The organism is Arenimonas aestuarii, from assembly GCF_054781715.1.
In genome coordinates this window covers 136,792-153,374 of record NZ_BAAGTW010000004.1, presented here as the reverse complement: position 1 = coordinate 153,374, position 16,583 = coordinate 136,792, and the positions used below count along the sequence as shown (strand labels likewise).

The following is a 16,583-nucleotide window of genomic DNA, read 5'->3' as shown; positions in this document are numbered from 1 at the left end:
TCAGGCCCTGCGCGCATCGGCCAGCGCCTTGATGCTGGCGTGGTGCGCCAGCAGGTCCTCGCGCTCGACCACGAAGATGCCCATCTGGCCGACCTTGAACTCGACCCAGTTGAAGGGCACCTCGGGCAGCAGGTTGACCAACGCGCGTTCGCTTTCGCCGACCTCGCAGATCAGCAGGCCGTGTTCGGAAAGATGGCGGGGCGCGTCGCGCAGGATTTCCAGCGCCAGGTCCAGGCCATCGTCGCCGGCGCGCAGGCCCAGCTCGGGCTCGTGCTTGTATTCCGGCGGCAGCGCGTCGGTTTCGGCGTGGGTGACGTAGGGCGGGTTGGTGACGATCAGGTCGTACACCTCGCCGTCGAGGTTGTGGAACAGGTCCGAATGCACCAGGCGCACGTTGTCCGCGTGCAGGCGCTCGACGTTCTCGCGCGCCAGCGACAGCGCGTCCTCGCTCAGGTCGACGCCATCCACCTGCCAGTGCGGGTGGTAGTGCGCGGTGGCGATGGCGATACAGCCCGAGCCGGTGCACATGTCCAGCGCGCGCGTGACCTCGCGGCCGCCGAGCCAGGGCTCGAAGCCGGCTTCGATCAGTTCGGCGATGGGCGAACGCGGCACCAGCGCGCGCGTGTCGGACTTGAAGCTCAGGCCCGCGAACCAGGCCTCGCCGGTGAGGTAACACGCCGGGATGCGCTCATTGATGCGGCGGGTGAACAGGGACAGCACGTCCTGCCGCTCTTCGGTGGTCAGCCGCGCCTGGCCGTAGGCCGGACCCAGGTCGTGCGGCAGGTGCAGGGCGTGCAGCACCAGCTGGGTCGCCTCGTCCAGGGCGTTGTCCATGCTGTGGCCAAAGCTGAGGCCGGCGGCATTAAAACGGCTGGCGCCGTAGCGGATGAAATCGATGATGGTGGCAAGTTCCGCCGGCATGTTCTTGAAATCCCTTGCAATGGCGGGAGTATAGCCGCGCCCGGCCTATAATTGCCGGCATCCACAGTCCCGGGGTTCCACGTGTTCAATCGCCAGACGCTGCTCATCCTTGTCGCCGCCATCGCCGCCGGGCTTGGCCTCTGGGCCGCCCAGGTCCTGATGTCGCCGGGAACGGCCACGCCGTCGGCAAACACCGCCTCCCTGCCGGCGGTGGACCCGGACCGGCTCAAGGCGGTGCGCCTGTTCCCGGCGCCGCGCGAGGTGCCGACCTTCGCGCTGCAACAGTCGGACGACACGCCGCTGGAACCGGCCGAACTGCGGGGTCGCTGGACGGTCGTCTTCCTGGGCTTCACCCACTGCCCCGACGTCTGCCCGACCACCCTGACCGACCTGTCCCGCGCGCAGGCGCAGTGGGACCACCTGCCGGAGGGTCGCCGGCCACGGGTGCTGTTCGTCTCGGTCGACCCGGACCGTGACACGCCGGCCAAGACCGGCGAATACGCCCGCTACTTCCACGCCGACACCCTGGCCGCCACGGCGCCCGAGCCGGCGCTGGAAAAATTCGCCACCAGCCTGGGCCTGGTCTATATGAAAGTGCCGCTCGAAGACGGCGACTACAGCATGGACCACTCCAGCGCCCTGGTGGTGCTGGACGCCCAGGGCCGCCAGGTGGGCCTGATCCGCCCGCCCTTCGTGCCCGATGACATCGCCGCCGACCTGGCCCTGCTGGCCGAGGTGGCGCCGTGAGCCCGAAGGTCGCGCTGCAGTACCTGCTGCCGCACCGGCTTCTCTCGCGGCTGGCCTACGGCGTGGCCCGGTCCACCAACGGACGATTCAAGGACTGGCTGATCGCACTGGTGATCCGCAAGTTCGGCGTCGACATGTCCGAAGCCGCCGACCCGGAGCCGCGCAATTACCCGCACTTCAACGCCTTCTTCACCCGAGAACTGCGCCCGGGCGCGCGGGTGGCCGATGCCGACCCCGGCACCCTGCTGATGCCCGCCGACGGCAAGGTCAGCCAGGCCGGACGCATCGAGGCCGGCCGCATCTTCCAGGCCAAGGGCCAGTCCTTCACCGCCGCCGAACTGCTCGGCGACGAGGCCATGGCGGCGCATTACGCCGACGGCTGGTTCGCCAACGTCTACCTGTCGCCGCGCGACTACCACCGCGTGCACATGCCCTGGGCGGGCACCCTGGTCGAAACCCTGCACGTGCCGGGCCGCCTGTTCACGGTCGCACCCTGGGGCGTGCAGGCCATCCCGCGGCTGTTCGCGCGCAACGAACGCCTGGTTTGCCACTTCGAAACCGACTTCGGGCCGATGTGTTCGGTGATGGTTGGCGCGATGCTGGTCTCGGGCGTGGAAACGGTGTGGAACGGCGTCGAGATCCCCGCCTATGCCAACACGCCGATCCGCCGCGATTGGCGCGGCAAGGGCGTGACCCTGGCCCGCTTCGCGGAAATGGCGCGCTTCAACTACGGCTCGACGGTGATCCTGCTGTTCCCGCGCGACGCCGTCGAGCTCGACAGCTTCGCCACCGAAACCCAAACCCGCGTCGGCCAGCGCCTGGGCCGCGTGCTGGGCTGAAAAAGGGGGATAAACTTCGGGCATGCGCAGCAGTGGCCAGCACGCGATCCGACTTTTCCAGAGCCTGGAGCATCCCTGCGGCTACTGGCAGGACCGGCTTGCGCGCGACCTGATCATCGACCCGACCGACCCGCACCTGCCGTCGGTTTACGGCCAGGCGCTGGCGATGGGCTTCCGGCGCAGCGGCGGCCACGTCTACCGACCCCACTGCGCCGGCTGCCGGGCCTGCATCTCGGTGCGCATCCCGGCCGAGCGCTTCGAACCCAACCGCGCCCAGAAACGATGCCTGGCGCGGAACGCCGACCTGGCGGTGAGCACCGCGCCGCCCGAGCGCACCGAGGAGAACTTCGCGCTCTACCGGCTCTACCTCGATACCCGCCACGCCGGCGGCGGCATGGACGACCCGGCGCCGGAAAACTTCGATGCCTTCCTGGCCTGCCGCTGGAGCCCGACCGACTTCATGGAGTTCCGGCTCGACGGACGGCTGGTTGCCCTGGCGGTCACCGACGTACTGCCCGACGGGCTGTCGGCGGTCTACACCTTCTTCGACCCCGCGCTGGCGGCGCGCAGCCTGGGCACCTACGCGATCCTGGCCCAGGTCGAACGCGCACGGCGCGAAGCCCGTGGTTATGTCTACCTGGGTTTCTGGATAGACGGCCACCGCAAGATGGCCTACAAGCGCGCGTACCGGCCGCTGGAATACCTCGACGGTCCCCGCTGGCGGACCCTGCCGGATCCGGAATGAGCGACGGCGTCACGTCCATCGGGCACAATCGCGCCCCATGCGCCCTACCTTCCGTTCTGCCCTGCTGGTCCTGTTCGTGCTCGTCCTCGCGGCCTGCCGGGCAAACGCCCCCGTCGCCACGCCCCCTGGCCCGGTGAGCCTGCGGATCGCCACCTTCAATACCTCGCTCTACACCGAAGAAGCCGGCGGCCTGCTGGCGCGCCTGCAGGCCGGCGACGCCGACGCACGCAAGATCGCCGCGGTGATCCAGCACAAGCGCCCCGACGTCCTGCTGATTAACGAATTCGACTTCGACCCCGATGGCGCGGCCGCCGGCGTCTTCATGCGCGACTACCTGGGCGTCGGGCAGCATGGCCAGGACGCCATTGCCTATCCCTACCACTACCTGGCCCCGGTCAATACCGGCGAGCCCAGCGGCCTGGACCTGGACCGCAATGGCCGCGTCGCCACCCGCGGCCGCGAGCGCGGCGACGACGCCTGGGGTTATGGCCTGCACGCGGGCCAGTACGGCATGCTGGTGCTGTCCCGCTACCCGATCGACATCGACGCGGCGCGCAGCTTCCGCCTGCTGCGCTGGGCACAAATGCCGGGCGCGCTGGCGCCGAAGGACCCGGCCACGGGCGAGGCCTGGTATCCGGAAGACATCTGGCGGCAGCTGCGACTGAGCTCCAAGTCTCACTGGGACCTGCCCATTCAAACCCCGCTGGGCAAAGTGCACCTGCTGGCCGCGCATCCGACGCCGCCGGTGTTCGACGGCCCGGAGCGGCGCAACGTCGCCCGCAACCACGACGAGATCCGGCTGTGGGCGGAATATGTTGCCCCGGGCGAAAAACCCTGGCTGTGCGACGACCAGCAGCGCTGCGGAGGCCTGCCGGAGGGCGAACGCTTCGTGATCGTGGGCGACTACAACGCCGACCCGGCCGACGGCAGCAGCCTGCCCGGCACCATCCAGCAGCTGCTTGAGCACCCGCGCGTGCTTCATTACGCCGCGCCGCGCAGCGAAGGCGCGGTGCATGCGGCCGGCAACAGCGCCGCCAACGACGGGCACCGCGCTTCACCCGCGCACGACACCGCCAATTTCGGCCCGCGCAACGGCAATTTCCGGGTGGACTACGTGCTGCCGTCGGTCGGCTTCGAGGTCAGGGACAGCGGCGTCTTCTGGCCGCTACCCGGCCAGCCTGGCTCCGAGTGGCTGGACGCCACGGACCACCGGATGGTCTGGTTGGACCTGGCCAATCCCGACGCGCCTACGCGCCGGGATTGAGCGAGACCCTGAGCGCCCCGGCGGCACGCCGCGCCTTGGCGCGCGCGGCATCCACGCTGCTGTCGCGAGCCAGGGTGACGGCAACGCGCCGGTGGCCTTCCACGCGGGGTTTTCCGAACAGCCGCAGCTGGGTATCGGGCTCGGCCAGCGCGGCGTCGACGTTGCCGAATTCCGGAACACCGTGGCCAGTGGCCAGCACCGCGCAGGACGCCGATGGTCCCAGGCCGCGGATGACGGGAATGGGCAGGCCCAGGATGGCGCGGGCGTGCAGCGCGAATTCGCTCAGCTCCTGCGAGACCAGGGTCACCAGGCCGGTGTCGTGCGGGCGCGGCGAGACTTCGCTGAACCAGACTTCGTCGCCCTTCACGAACAACTCGACGCCGAACAGCCCCCAGCCGCCCAGGTCGTCCGTGATCGCCCTGGCGATGTCGCGCGAGCGCGCCAGCGCCGCGTCCGACATCGGTTGCGGCATCCAGCTTTCGCGGTAGTCGCCGTCCACCTGCAGGTGGCCGATGGGATCGCAGTAGGAAGTGCCGTCGCGATGGCGCACCGTCAGCAGCGTGATTTCATAGTCGAAATCCACGAAACCCTCGACGATGCAGCGCCCCTGCCCGGCCCGCCCTCCGGATTGGGCGTAAGCCCAGGCCCCGGCGACGTCGGCCTCGCTGCGCACCGTGCTCTGGCCCTTGCCCGAGGACGACATCACCGGCTTGACCACGCAGGGCAGCCCGATCGCGCGCACGGCATCGAGGTACTCGGCCTCGGTATCGACGAACCGGTAAGGCGAAGTCGGCAAGCCCAGGGTTTCGGCAGCGAGCCGGCGGATGCCTTCGCGATCCATGGTCAGGCGGGCGGCACGCGCGGTCGGCACCACGCGCTGGCCCCGGTCGGCTTCCAGTTCGACCAGGGTCGGCGTGTGGATGGCTTCGATCTCGGGCACCACCAGGTCGGGCCGTTCGTGTGCGATCAGGTCGCGCAGCGCCGCCGGATCGAGCATGTTCAGCGTGTGCGACCGATGCGCGACCTGCATGGCCGGCGCGTCCGCATAGCGGTCGGCGGCGATCACCTCGCAGCCAAACCGCTGCAGTTCGATGGCGACCTCCTTGCCCAACTCGCCTGAACCGAGCAGCAGCACGCGGCGGGCGGATGCGGACAGCGGCGTGCCCAGGGTGACGGACGACTGGTCGGACATGGCGGCGATTCAAGGTGCGGGGAAGGCGCCATTGTAGCGGCGCCGGGCGCGTCGCCGGCCCACGGGGCTTTCTGTCATGCTCGGGCCCTAGCCTGACGAGCCGATATGACCCGTTTTTTCCTCCGCCACCCGCTTGCGACCGCGCTGCTGTCCGCCCTGCTGCTCGCCTCCCCGGCCCAGGCCGCGCGCTGGAGCGAGCCCGAGATTCGTGGCCTGGTGACACATCCTGCCATCGGCGAGATCAGCGGCCTGGCCGCGGCAACCCATTTCCCCGGCCACTACTGGGCCATCAACGACAGCGGCAGCCCGGCACAGCTGCACCTGGTCGATGGCGAGGGCGGGTTTCGCGGCAGCGTGGAAACCCCTGGCGTGCCCAACCGCGACTGGGAAGACCTGGCCAGCTTCCGCTTCGAGGGCGGCGACTACCTGCTGATCGCCGACGTCGGCGACAACGGCGGCCTGCGCCGGGAACTGCAGCTGTACGTTCTCGAACAGCCACGCGAACTGGGCAAGCCTGCGCTTCTGGCCTGGACGATCCGCTTTACCTGGCCCGATGGTGCCAGGGACTGCGAGGCCGCCGCGGTGGACCCGGTAGCCGGCGACGTGCTGCTGGTATCGAAAAAGCGGGTGCCGGCGGAGCTGTTCCGCGTGCCCCTGCGCCCGGGCCGCGAGCCCGTGGTGGCCGAACGCCTGGGCACCCTGCCCGGCATTGAACAGCCCGACGCCCGCACCCTGGCCGACAACCCGGTTTTCGGCCGCTACCGCTCGCAGGTGACCGCTGCCGACCTGAGCCCGAACGGACGGGTGCTGGCGGTGCTGAACTACCAGTCTGTGCACTTCCTGGTCCGTCCACGCGGCGGCGACTGGAGCGAGCTGCTCGGCCAGAACGGCAAGATGCCGCACCTGCAGCTGCCCTGGCTGCCCCAGGCCGAGGCCCTGGCCTTCGACCCGGCGAGCACGGAAATGGTCATCGGCAGCGAACAACTGCCCTCGCCGTTCCTGCGCTACCGACTGATTGATGAGCCAAATCATTGATTTTAATGGGCTTTTATTAAATACCCGGGTCATGACTTCCGGGGGATGACTTTTGATATCACTTTGATATCATTCCTGCATTCTCCAGGAGACCCGTCATGAAAGAACAGACCATCCGCTCCTTCCCCGGCATCCCGGCGCTTCTCGTGCTGCTGCTCGCCGCCGGCCTCGCCTTGTTCCTGTTCATCCAGAACCTCCCGGGCAGCGCCGACGCGAGCGGCATGGCCCTGCTCTCGAGTTTCCTGATCGCACTGGCCACCTGCGTTTCGCTGGCCGGCTTCTACATGGTCGAACCCAACCAGGCGGCCGTGCTGAGCCTGTTCGGCAAATACGTTGGCACCGCAAAGGACCAGGGCCTGCGCTGGAACAACCCCTTCTTCTCGGCCAAGAAGGTGAGCCTGCGCGTGCGCAACTTCGAGTCGGGCAAGCTCAAGGTCAACGAACTCGACGGCAGCCCGATCGAGATCGCTTCGGTGATCGTCTGGCAGGTGGTGGATTCGGCTGAAGCCGTCTACAACGTCGACGATTACGAAAGTTTCGTGCACATCCAGTCCGAAGCCGCGCTGCGCGCCATGGCGACCGTCTACCCATACGACCAGCACGAGGACGGCACCATCGCCCTGCGCAGCCACGCCGCCGAGATTTCCAAGCACCTTACCGACGAGATCCAGGACCGCCTGGCCCAGGCCGGCGTGAACGTCATCGAAGCCCGCATCAGCCACCTGGCCTACGCGCCGGAAATCGCCCAGGCGATGCTGCAGCGCCAGCAGGCCAGCGCGATCATCGCCGCCCGCACCCGCATCGTCGAAGGCGCGGTGAGCATGGTCGAGATGGCGCTTGAACAGCTCTCGGCCCGCAACGTGGTCGAGCTCGACCCCGAGCGCCGCGCGCAGATGGTGTCCAACCTGCTGGTGGTGCTGTGCGCCGAACGCGGCACGCAGCCGGTGGTGAACGCCGGCAGCGTGTACTGAGGCCGGGCTCTTGGCGGAAAAAAAAGCCTACCCGCTGCGCATCAACGCCAAGGTGCTGGACGCCGTCCAGCGCTGGGCCGACGACGAGCTGCGGTCGGTCAACGCCCAGATCGAATACGTCCTGCGGGAAGCCCTGCGCAAGCAGGGCCGCCTGAAGAAGCCCGACGACGCCGACGAAACCGGCGAGTCCTGAGCAAGGAGAACACCATGCTGCACATCATCCACATGATCCCGCGTCGTCGCGATGGCCGCCCGCTGCCCTATGCCATGCCTGTCGCGATCGCCCTCGCCGCCGCGCTGATGGTTGGCGTCGGTCTGCTGATGGTTCGCTGACATGTTCCGCAACTTCGCGCTGCCGCCCATCGGCAAGGCGGCAATCTGGTTCGCCGTGGTGCTGGGCACCCTGGTGCCGGCGACCACGGCGGTCATCGCCATCGCCTTCGCCCGCGCCGAAGGGGAAAAGGCCGTGTTGATCCTGGCGATGCAGGCCCTGATCGCGCTGGTGATCCTGGCGGTGCTGCTGCCGATGTGGCGGCGCGAGGTCGCCTTCGACGGCAAACAGCTTCGGGTCAAGGCCACCTACTACAGCCGGCAGGCGCCACTGTCGGATTTCCGGCTCGACCAGGCCCGGGTCGTGGATACGCGGGAACACACCGAATTCAAACCTTTGCTCAAGACCAACGGTTTCGGCCTGCCGGGTTTCTGGGCCGGCCACTTCATGCTGCGCGACAAGCGCAAGGCCTTCTGCCTGGTCACCGACGTTTCGAAGGTGCTGGCCCTGCCGCACGCCGACGGCCGGGTCTGGCTGCTGAGCTTCGAACACCCGCAGGCGGTGCTGGACATCCTGCGCCGCGCGGCCGCCTGACGCGCTAAGCTCCACGCATGCACGCCCTGGACTGGCACCTGGTCAACAGCCCCCACGTCGAGGCCCTGCCCGCCCGGCTGCTGCGGCCGCGTGCGCGCGCCAACGCCGATGCCCGGGCCCTGGCCCAGGCGCCGTGGGGCCTGCGCCGCAAATCCGACGGGCGCTTCCTGGCCACCTATGACGGCTGCCGCCTGCACGCGCTCTGGCACGGGCTGGCGCGCGAACCCGGCCTCGCCGAGGCCATTGCTGCCATCGATGCCTCCTGCACCCACGGTGGCCCGCCCTGGCCGCTGCCGCTTGCCGGCCTGCAAGAACGCCTGGATACGCTGGGCCTGGATGCGAGCTACGGCGAAACAAGCGGCCTGGCCCTGGTGCCGGAGCCGTCTCGGCTGGAATTCGCCGGCTACGACCGCTACCGGCGTCCACTGTGGCTGCTTGAGCCCGCCGCGCGCGCCTGGCGCCGGATGCAGCGTGCGGCCCGGGCCGACGACATCGTGCTCGACGCCATTTCCGGCTACCGCAGCCACGACTACCAGCTGGGTATCTTCGAGAGGAAGCTCGCGCGCGGGCAAAGCGTGCAGGAGATCCTGGCCGTGAACGCCGCCCCCGGCTACAGCGAACACCACGGCGGCCTGGCGATGGACATCGGGACGCCGGGCGAGGCGCCAGCCGAGGAAAGTTTCGAGGCGACGCCGGCCTTCCACTGGCTGCGTGACCAGGCCGGGCGGTTCGGCTTCCGCATGAGTTACCCGCGCGACAACCCGCACGGCATCACCTACGAGCCCTGGCACTGGTGCTGGCATCCGGCCGCGCCGGCTGCCGCTAGTCCTGCGAGCGTTTGACCGGCGCCTTGTCGGGCGCGGCGAAGTCGGCGATGCGCCAAAGGTACAGCGCCGCAAGCGTGCGGTAAGGCCCCCAGGCTTCGCCCCGCCCGGCCAGGACCTTGGGCCGGGGCATTTCCTCGAGTTTGTCGAGCAGCTGCGCACCCTTGCGCACGCCCAGGTCGTCGACCGGCAGTACGTCCGGCCGGCCCAGCTGGAACATCAGCATCATCTCCACCGTCCAGCGGCCGATGCCACGCACCGCGGTCAGGCGCTCGATGATCTGGTCCTCGGTCAGGCGGGCCATTTCAGCGGTCGTCGGCACTTCCCCGGTGGCCGAGCGCGCGGCCAGGTCGCGCAGGGCCAGGGTCTTGTTGCCCGAAACCCCGCAGGCGCGCAGGCCGGCGTCGTCGATGCGCGCCAGCGTGTCTGCGTGCAGTTTGCTGGCGCCGATCGCCGCCTCGACGCGGCCGACGATGGTCGCCGCCGCCTTGCCCGAGAGCTGCTGGTAGAGGATGGCGCGGGCCAGCGCGTCGGTCGGGTCGAAGCGCCGGCGCCAGCGTTCGCCGACGTCCAGCGGTCCGATGCGGTCAATCCAGCGCGCCAGCTTGCGGTCACGCCGGCGCAGGTGCATCGCGGCCAGCTCAAGGTCGAATCCACGGCGGTAACGCGGCATGGCGACGGGGCTCAGCGGCGGAAGGTGTCGACGGCGATCATCAGCCAGCCGGCGATGAGCAGCAAACCACCAGCGGGCGCCAGCGGCGTCGGCCAGTCCAGGAAGACCGCGCCACACAGGCTGCCGGCGAACAGCAGCAGCCCCGCCAGCAGGGTGGCGCCGGCCGTCGTGCGCAGGCGACCGCCGGCGTCGCGCATCAGCAGCTGCAGCGCCAGGCCATGGCCGAAGGTGAACAGGGCCGCCAGGCCGGCCCGGCGGGCGGCCTCGCCGTCCAGGCCATGGCTGGCATACGCGCCCAGCGCGACGGCCAGGCCGCAGGCCAGGGCACCGCAGCCGGCAAAGAGCCGCGACAGGCGCGGGGAGCCCGGCATCAGCCCGGAGCCAGGTAGTCGGCGCGCGACTTGAGCAGGTTGGCCGCCTTGTGCGAGGGCAGCAGGAACTTCCGCCCCTGGAAGCGGCCCTGCCATTCGCGCACCTGCTCGCGTAGCCGGGCCAGGCGCTCGGCCGCGGGCTCGGCGTCTTCGCCGGCCTGGCCGTACCAGGCGGCGGCCACGTCTTCATCCAGGTCCAGCGACAGGCGCGCCCAGGTGCCGGCCTCGTCCTGCCAGCTGGCGATTTCCAGGCGCAGGCCATCCACGGTTTCGTAGACGTGGCGCCGGCTGGCTGGCTCGCCCTCGTCCTTCGCCAGGCCGTCCAGGGCCAGTTGTTCGGGTACGGCCGCGGTGGCCGTGGCTTCCGCGTCGAGCGTGCCGCCCTCGCGCGCCCCCCTTACGACGAAGGCTTCACCGTCGCGCTCCAGGCTGAAAGCGCGGCCCGATGCCGGCTCGATTCGCACGCGTTCGGTGCGCGCCAGCGGCAGGTCCAGCAGGCGCCGGTCGAGCCAGGCCACCGGGTCACGCGCCGGGCTGAGGTCGGCGTCGATCAGCCAGGAGGCGTTTTCGCCGATGACGCGAACGTAGCTGCCGCCAAGGCCGGGATGGTTTCGGCCCACGACCAGGCCCAGGGTGTCGCCGCCGCCTTCGAAACGCAGCTCGGCGCCCTTGGCGTCGGCCTGGCCGATGTCTTCGACGCCCAGGCGGGCGTGCAGCGCGGGATTATCGGTCTTGGCCTCGACGCGGCGGGCTTCGCCCAAACGGAACAGCGCCCGGCTGATTTCACGCTGGTTGGCCGGCCAGCCTGGATGCTGTTCGACTTCCCAGGCCTGGCCCCGCCGCACCAGCGACACCAGCAGGCTGTCGCCGGCGCCGCGCACTTCGACCCGCTCGAGCGTCTGTATGCGATCGGCAAAACCCGGCAGCGCCTCGCCGCTGGTGGCGGGCGCCTCGCCGGCGCGCTGCAGCAACCCCCAGCCGGCCAGCGCCGCCAGCCCGAGGGCCACCACCGCCAATACCGCCAGGGAGCGCGTGCGCATGGCTCAGGACTCCGCCGCCCGCCGGCGCGACCAGCGTCGCCAGGCGATCAGGAGGGCCACCAGCACCACCAGCGCCGGCATGCCAAGGATGTTGATCAGCTTGAGCCGGTCGCCCAGGGCGTCGATGTCGGCGTTGAGCCGGTGCTGCACTTCGCGCAGTTCCTTGCGCATGCGCAGGCGTTCTTCCTGGTAGCGCAGGATCTCGGCTTGCTGGGCGGGGCTGATCGCCTGCGCCTGCCCTTCCGCACCCGGCTGCTGCAGGGCGCCGAGCCGCAGCTCAAGCTCATCGATCTGCTGCTGCAGGCGCTGTTCGGTGGCCCGGTAACGCTCCTCGGCGCCACGGCGGATGCGCTCGACCCGGGTGAAGGGCCGCGCCGACGGGGCACGCGTGCGTACGGCGATCAGATCGGCGTTGCCGACCAGGTTGTCGACGGCGTTGAAGACGAAGTCACCGTTGTTGGCGAAGGCGTTGTACACCGGCTGGCCGAGGAAGTCGCTTGCCTGCACCCAGAGCCGGTCGGTCAGCACGTCGGTGTCGGCGACCACGATCATGTTGACCGGGCCGTCGCTTGCCGCGAGGTGGCCTTCTTCGCCGGCACGGTCAGGGAAGGCCGTCTTGAGCTCGCCAGTGAATCGCGCCGCCAGCACCAGGGGTTCGGCGCCGGGCTTGAATCCCTCGCGCAGTGAATCGGGATCGGACACGGCGTCGCGCACGGCCACCACGTCGGCAAGGGCGGCCCGCCGCGAGGACTGGGCCAGCGGCTCCATCCGCAGGTCCGAATCACGCGCCAGGCCCAGGGCACCGACGGTGGAGAAGTGCAGGGTCTCGAGCTCGGCGGAAACGACGTCGTCCTGGTTCAGCACCTCGGCACCCAGGCCCAGGACGGCCAGGTGGCGCACCGGCGGGCCGTTCGGGTCGGGCTGCACCTGCAGCGCGTGGCGTTCGTCGAGCACCACGCGTTCGGGATCGAAGTTGATGCCCCAGGCCTGGAACAGGGGCCCCAGGTGCGAGGCCTGCGGAACCGCCCGGGACAGCGGGTCGAGCGGGTTGACGCCGCTCTGGTCGGCTTCGGCATCCGGGTCGAGGAAGGCCAGCAGGCGGCCACCGCGCAATACGAACTGGTCGATCGCGACCAGGGTGTGTTCGGGCACGTCCTTGGGATGCACCAGCAGCAGCAGGTCGACGTCGTCGGCGATCTGCGTGGGCATGCCCTGCAGGCGGCGCAGCTCGAACAGTTCGCGCAGCTGGCGGTCGATCACCCAGCCCGGCTCACTGCGCCCGCTGGGATCCATGCGCGGGCCGGTCGGCAGGCCGCTGATCATCGCGACCACCGGGCGATCGGCGCTGCCCAGCGAGCTGACCAGCTTGGCCACGTCGTATTCGAGGAAGGCTTCCTTGTCCGGCTGGATGAAGGGCATCAGCGACTCGCCGTCGGTGCTGTTGCTGCCGACCAGTCCGAAATAGAGCTTTTCGCCGGTGCTGCCCAAGGGGATGGCCTGCAGCCCGTAGGCGGCAGCCTGGTCCTCGGCTTCGGAAAAGGGTTCGGGGTCGATCACCTCCAGGGTGACCCGGCCGTCCGAGCGCGCGGCGATTTCCTCGAGCAGTTCGCGCACGCGGGTGGCATAGCTGCGGAACTGCTGCAGTTCGCCGGTGGCGTGCTCGGAGTAATACAGCTTCAGGGTGACCGGATCCTGCACGCCTTCGAGGATGCGCAGGGTGCCCTCGGACAGGGTGTACAGGCCCTGTTCGGTCAGGTCGACGCGGGCACCGCGCAGGACCAGCGTCGACAGCGACGCCAGCGCGACGAAGGCCAGCGCCAGAAGCGCCAGGGCAAGAATGGGGGCGGAACGTCGGTTGAACATCTTCATGGCGTTCAGTCGGCCTTCTTCATGTCGATCACCAGCACCGTCGCCCACAGCCACGCGGCGATGCACAGCACGAAGAACACCACGTCGCGCAGGTCGAGCACGCCGCGGGTAATGGCCTGGAAATGGGTGAGGAAACTCAGGCCTGCAAACGTGTCCACCAGCGGCTGCGGCGCCCAGCCGCGAACCATGTCGAGCGCCATCGGAAAGCCCGCGAGCAGGAACAGCAGGCACACCACCACGGTGAGGATGAAAGCCACCACCTGGCTGCGCGTGGCCGCCGACAGCGCCCCGCCCACGGCCAGGAAGGCGCCGGCCATGAGCCAGCTGCCCAGGTAGCTGGCGATGATCACGCCATGGTCGGGTTCACCCAGCCAGGCCACGGTGACCCACATCGGGAACGTCAGCGCCAGCGCCAGGCCCAGGAAAGCCCAGGCCGCCAGGAACTTGCCCAGCACCGCCTGCCAGGCGGTCAGCGGCAGGGTGAGCAACAGCTCCAGGGTGCCAGCCTTGCGTTCCTCCGCCCACAGGCGCATGGCCACCGACGGTGCAAGCAGCAGGTACAGCCAGGGATGGAAGCTGAAGAAAGCCTGCAGGTCGGCCTGCCCGGCCTGGTAGAAGTTGCCCAGGTAAAAGCTGAAGGCACCCGACAGCACCAGGAAGATCACCAGGAAAACCGCCGCCAGCGGCGTGGCGAAGTAGGCGCCGAACTCGCGTCGCAGCACCGCCCAGATCCCGCTCATGCCTGCTCCTCCGGGGTGGTGATGCGGCGGAAGACTTCGTCCAGGCGGCCACGTTCGGGCTGCAGGCCGCTGTGGTCGACGCCGCGCTGGCGCAGTCGTTCGGCCACCGCCTCGGTGGACACCGGCCGCCCCTGCGGGAAGACGTAGAGCCGGCCGTCGCTGCTTTCCTGGTGGAATCCGCTGACGCCCGGCATGCCGTCGAGCGCCGCGCGCGCGGCGATGCTGTCGGCCGCCAGCAGCGACACCGCGCCCTGGTAGCGGGACCGCGCGAGCAGTTCGGCCGGCGTGGCATCGGCCAACACCTTGCCGCGGGCAACGATCATGGCGCGACTGCACACGGCCTCGACTTCCTCGAGGATGTGGGTGGACAGCAGCACCGTGCGGTCGCGGGCGAGTTCGCGGATGAGGCTGCGCACCTCGTGCTTCTGGTTGGGATCCAGGCCATCGGTGGGTTCGTCCAGCACGAGGGCCGGCGGGTCATGCAGGATCGCGGCGGCCAGGCCGACGCGGCGCTTGAAGCCTTTGGACAGCGTATCGATGGGCTGGTGCAGCACGCCATGCAGCGACAGCCGGCCGATGACGGCATCCAGGCGGCTCCGGCGGACGTCACCGCGAAGGCCACGCACGTCCGCGATGAAACCCAGGAAGGCCAGCGGGCTCATCTCGCCGTAGCCGGGAGCGCCTTCGGGCAGGTAACCCAGTGCCCGACGCGCGGCCATCGGGTCCGACTGCACGTCGTGGCCACACACGCGGGCGGTGCCGGCGCTGGGCGCCAGGAAACCCGCGATCATCTTCATGGTGGTGGACTTGCCGGCCCCGTTGGGGCCCAGGAATCCCAGCACTTCGCCGGGTTCGACCTTGAAACTGATGCCGTCCACGGCCAAGAGGCGGCCGTAGCGTTTGTGCAGGGCATTGGCTTCGATCATCGGGTCTGGATTCTCGCTGTCTCCATAAACGACAGGGCGGGCTCACTGGCCCGCCCTGCGTGTTTCATTACTCGGCGGACTCGGTTTCTTCCGCGTCGGCCGGGGCGTCTTCGTCCCCGGCTTCGCCTTCTTCGCCCGGCGGCGGGCTGCCTTGGCCTTCCGCGACCGGCTCGGGCACCAGCTGCACCGCGGCACCCGGCATCTCACCGGCGACCTTCACCGGCCAGTAGGCCTGGAACTCGGCGGTGTCGGACAGCATGTCCTTGATCTCGATGCGGTAGTCCTCGTAAGGACGGTCGGCGGTTTCGGCGCCGCGCACCATGGCCCAGGCGCGGATCAGGTCGCGCACGCGCGGCAGCGCCGGCGCCGGACCCACGTAGGTGGTGGTGACCGCACGGTGGGCCGGGACCTGCAGGTAGACCACCGGGTTGGCGGTGTTGTTGCGGCCGGGCTTGATCTCGATGTCCAGCACTTCGGGCATGACCGACGCGTCCAGCGGCGCATCAAGCTGCACGCGCTCCTGGGCGATTTCGGCAATCAGTTCCTCGGTGGCTTCGCCTTCCGCGGCGTCTTCGCCCTCGGTGGCGGCTTCATCGTCCGCGGCAGCCACGTCTTCGCCCTCGGCGGCGTCGGTGGCTTCTTCCTCGCCCTCGGGACCCGTGCCTTCCGGGCGGACCGGCATCACCACGTCGAAGCCATAGGCTTCGGCACCAAACTCGTTGGTGACGATGCGCAGCGGACCGGCGGGCTCGAGCTCGTTCTCTTCCATGACCTGCTCGATCCACTTGAGCTGGTTGGTCATGGCCAGGGCGATGTCGTCGTTGGCGCGCTTGGCCGTGGCGGTGGCCGACAGCACGTTGGCGGCCGGCAGGTCGACGAAGGCGAACTCGGCGTCGTGCTGGCTGTAGTCAAAGCGCGGAATGGTGGCGATCAGGTTGCTGAACTTGCCCAGGCCGAGCTTCATGTCCTCGCCGATGTTGTCGGTGACGTACAGGCCGGCGTAACGACCCAGCAGGTCGAAACCGTAGTCCACGGTGTAGGTCTGGGTGACCTTGACGTTCTGCTTGCGCTGGCCGGTTCGCTCGAAGTCGAAGGTCATGCGCTTGTTCTTGCCGCGGCCCGGGGTGTCGAGCGCGTAGACGATCTTGTCGCCCGGCACGAATTCGACCAGTTCCCAGGTGCCTTCGCCGACGGTGGCGTCATCGGAGTAGAAGGACAGCTTGGCGCCGACGCCGGATTCAGGCCCGGAAATGTCGATCTTCATGCGCGGGTCGTGGTTGACCAGCGCGTTCCAGTCACCAAAACGGGTGTAGCTGGACAGGATGTCGTTCACGGTCGACATCGGACGGTTGGTCTCCACGGAGTGGGACACCGTGCGCGTAGCCGGCAGGAACAATGCGATCACGACGAACAGCGCGGCGACGATCAGCAGGGAAATAAGCCACTCGATAACTCGGGTCATTCGGGAATTCTCCAGGAACGGCCCCCAGCCGGAAGACGTGCCCGGCCGCAGGAACGGGAGAGGATATCAGGTCAGGACGGCCCCCGGCAGGGGGTTTTC

General features: G+C 69.1%; 19 protein-coding genes. 10 read left to right on the top strand and 9 right to left on the bottom strand.

Features of this window, described 5'->3' with window-relative positions; genetic code table 11:
* Positions 1-921 carry a 50S ribosomal protein L3 N(5)-glutamine methyltransferase gene (gene prmB, locus ACYVJH_RS01565; protein ID WP_460452909.1) on the bottom strand — a complete coding sequence of 307 codons (921 nt, stop codon included), beginning with the start codon at positions 919-921 and terminating at the stop codon, positions 1-3.
* A gap of 81 nt (positions 922-1,002) precedes the next feature.
* Between prmB and ACYVJH_RS01560 the strand changes: the two genes are divergently transcribed.
* The 4 genes from ACYVJH_RS01560 to ACYVJH_RS01545 are packed head-to-tail and all read left to right on the top strand — an operon-like array spanning position 1,003 to position 4,516.
* Positions 1,003-1,668, top strand: coding sequence for an SCO family protein (locus ACYVJH_RS01560; protein WP_460452908.1), 666 nt, complete (start codon positions 1,003-1,005; stop codon positions 1,666-1,668).
* On the top strand, positions 1,665-2,507 hold the full coding sequence (asd, locus tag ACYVJH_RS01555) for an archaetidylserine decarboxylase (protein WP_460452907.1): 843 nt from the start codon (positions 1,665-1,667) through the stop codon (positions 2,505-2,507). Before ACYVJH_RS01560 ends, asd begins: the two co-directional genes overlap by 4 nt.
* A 22-nt stretch (positions 2,508-2,529) precedes the next feature.
* Positions 2,530-3,252 (top strand): arginyltransferase, encoded by a 723-nt coding sequence (locus tag ACYVJH_RS01550; RefSeq protein ID WP_460452906.1) that lies wholly within the window; start codon positions 2,530-2,532, stop codon positions 3,250-3,252.
* 37 nt (positions 3,253-3,289) lie between these two features.
* Positions 3,290-4,516, top strand: coding sequence for an endonuclease/exonuclease/phosphatase family protein (locus tag ACYVJH_RS01545; RefSeq protein ID WP_460452905.1), 1,227 nt, complete (start codon positions 3,290-3,292; stop codon positions 4,514-4,516).
* Here the strand turns inward: ACYVJH_RS01545 and purT are convergent.
* Positions 4,500-5,708 (bottom strand): formate-dependent phosphoribosylglycinamide formyltransferase, encoded by a 1,209-nt coding sequence (purT, locus tag ACYVJH_RS01540; protein WP_460452904.1) that lies wholly within the window; start codon positions 5,706-5,708, stop codon positions 4,500-4,502. The two genes, ACYVJH_RS01545 and purT, sit on opposite strands and share 17 nt — an antisense overlap.
* A gap of 105 nt (positions 5,709-5,813) precedes the next feature.
* Here purT and ACYVJH_RS01535 point away from each other — a divergent pair, with 105 nt between their 5' ends.
* The 6 genes from ACYVJH_RS01535 (at position 5,814) to ACYVJH_RS01510 (ending at position 9,421) form a co-directional block, all read left to right on the top strand.
* Complete coding sequence (locus ACYVJH_RS01535; RefSeq protein WP_460452903.1) at positions 5,814-6,743, top strand: hypothetical protein; 930 nt, start codon at positions 5,814-5,816, stop codon at positions 6,741-6,743.
* 98 nt (positions 6,744-6,841) lie between these two features.
* Complete coding sequence (locus ACYVJH_RS01530) at positions 6,842-7,714, top strand: SPFH domain-containing protein (protein WP_460452902.1); 873 nt, start codon at positions 6,842-6,844, stop codon at positions 7,712-7,714.
* Positions 7,715-7,724: 10 nt separating this feature from the next.
* The gene (locus ACYVJH_RS01525) at positions 7,725-7,907 is read left to right on the top strand and encodes a type II toxin-antitoxin system antitoxin (RefSeq protein ID WP_460452901.1); all 183 of its coding nucleotides are present in this window, start codon (positions 7,725-7,727) and stop codon (positions 7,905-7,907) included.
* Between the two features lie 14 nt (positions 7,908-7,921).
* Positions 7,922-8,047, top strand: a complete 126-nt coding sequence (locus ACYVJH_RS01520) for a hypothetical protein (protein ID WP_460452900.1) — start codon at positions 7,922-7,924, stop codon at positions 8,045-8,047.
* 1 nt (position 8,048) lies between these two features.
* Positions 8,049-8,579 carry a PH domain-containing protein gene (locus ACYVJH_RS01515; RefSeq protein ID WP_460452899.1) on the top strand — a complete coding sequence of 177 codons (531 nt, stop codon included), beginning with the start codon at positions 8,049-8,051 and terminating at the stop codon, positions 8,577-8,579.
* A 17-nt stretch (positions 8,580-8,596) separates the two neighbouring features.
* A complete protein-coding gene (locus tag ACYVJH_RS01510; protein ID WP_460452898.1) occupies positions 8,597-9,421 on the top strand; it encodes a M15 family metallopeptidase in 825 nt (274 codons plus the stop codon).
* Here the strand turns inward: ACYVJH_RS01510 and ACYVJH_RS01505 are convergent.
* The 7 genes from ACYVJH_RS01505 to ACYVJH_RS01475 form a co-directional block, all read right to left on the bottom strand.
* Positions 9,402-10,076, bottom strand: a complete 675-nt coding sequence (locus ACYVJH_RS01505) for a DNA-3-methyladenine glycosylase family protein (protein ID WP_460452897.1) — start codon at positions 10,074-10,076, stop codon at positions 9,402-9,404. The two genes, ACYVJH_RS01510 and ACYVJH_RS01505, sit on opposite strands and share 20 nt — an antisense overlap.
* Positions 10,077-10,087: 11 nt before the next feature.
* Positions 10,088-10,447 carry a DUF423 domain-containing protein gene (locus tag ACYVJH_RS01500; protein WP_460452896.1) on the bottom strand — a complete coding sequence of 120 codons (360 nt, stop codon included), beginning with the start codon at positions 10,445-10,447 and terminating at the stop codon, positions 10,088-10,090.
* Positions 10,447-11,487, bottom strand: coding sequence for a DUF4340 domain-containing protein (locus tag ACYVJH_RS01495; RefSeq protein ID WP_460452895.1), 1,041 nt, complete (start codon positions 11,485-11,487; stop codon positions 10,447-10,449). Before ACYVJH_RS01495 ends, ACYVJH_RS01500 begins: the two co-directional genes overlap by 1 nt.
* A 3-nt stretch (positions 11,488-11,490) precedes the next feature.
* Positions 11,491-13,356 carry a GldG family protein gene (locus ACYVJH_RS01490; RefSeq protein ID WP_460452894.1) on the bottom strand — a complete coding sequence of 622 codons (1,866 nt, stop codon included), beginning with the start codon at positions 13,354-13,356 and terminating at the stop codon, positions 11,491-11,493.
* Between the two features lie 5 nt (positions 13,357-13,361).
* On the bottom strand, positions 13,362-14,096 hold the full coding sequence (locus ACYVJH_RS01485) for an ABC transporter permease (protein ID WP_460452893.1): 735 nt from the start codon (positions 14,094-14,096) through the stop codon (positions 13,362-13,364).
* Positions 14,093-15,022: an ABC transporter ATP-binding protein gene (locus tag ACYVJH_RS01480; RefSeq protein WP_460452892.1), complete on the bottom strand. Its 930-nt coding sequence runs from the start codon at positions 15,020-15,022 to the stop codon at positions 14,093-14,095. The genes ACYVJH_RS01485 and ACYVJH_RS01480 overlap by 4 nt, the downstream gene beginning before the upstream one ends.
* Positions 15,023-15,089: 67 nt before the next feature.
* Entirely contained in the window at positions 15,090-16,484 is a 1,395-nt protein-coding gene (locus ACYVJH_RS01475; protein WP_460452891.1) for a polyketide cyclase, read from the bottom strand.
* Between the last annotated feature and the right edge of the window lie 99 nt (positions 16,485-16,583).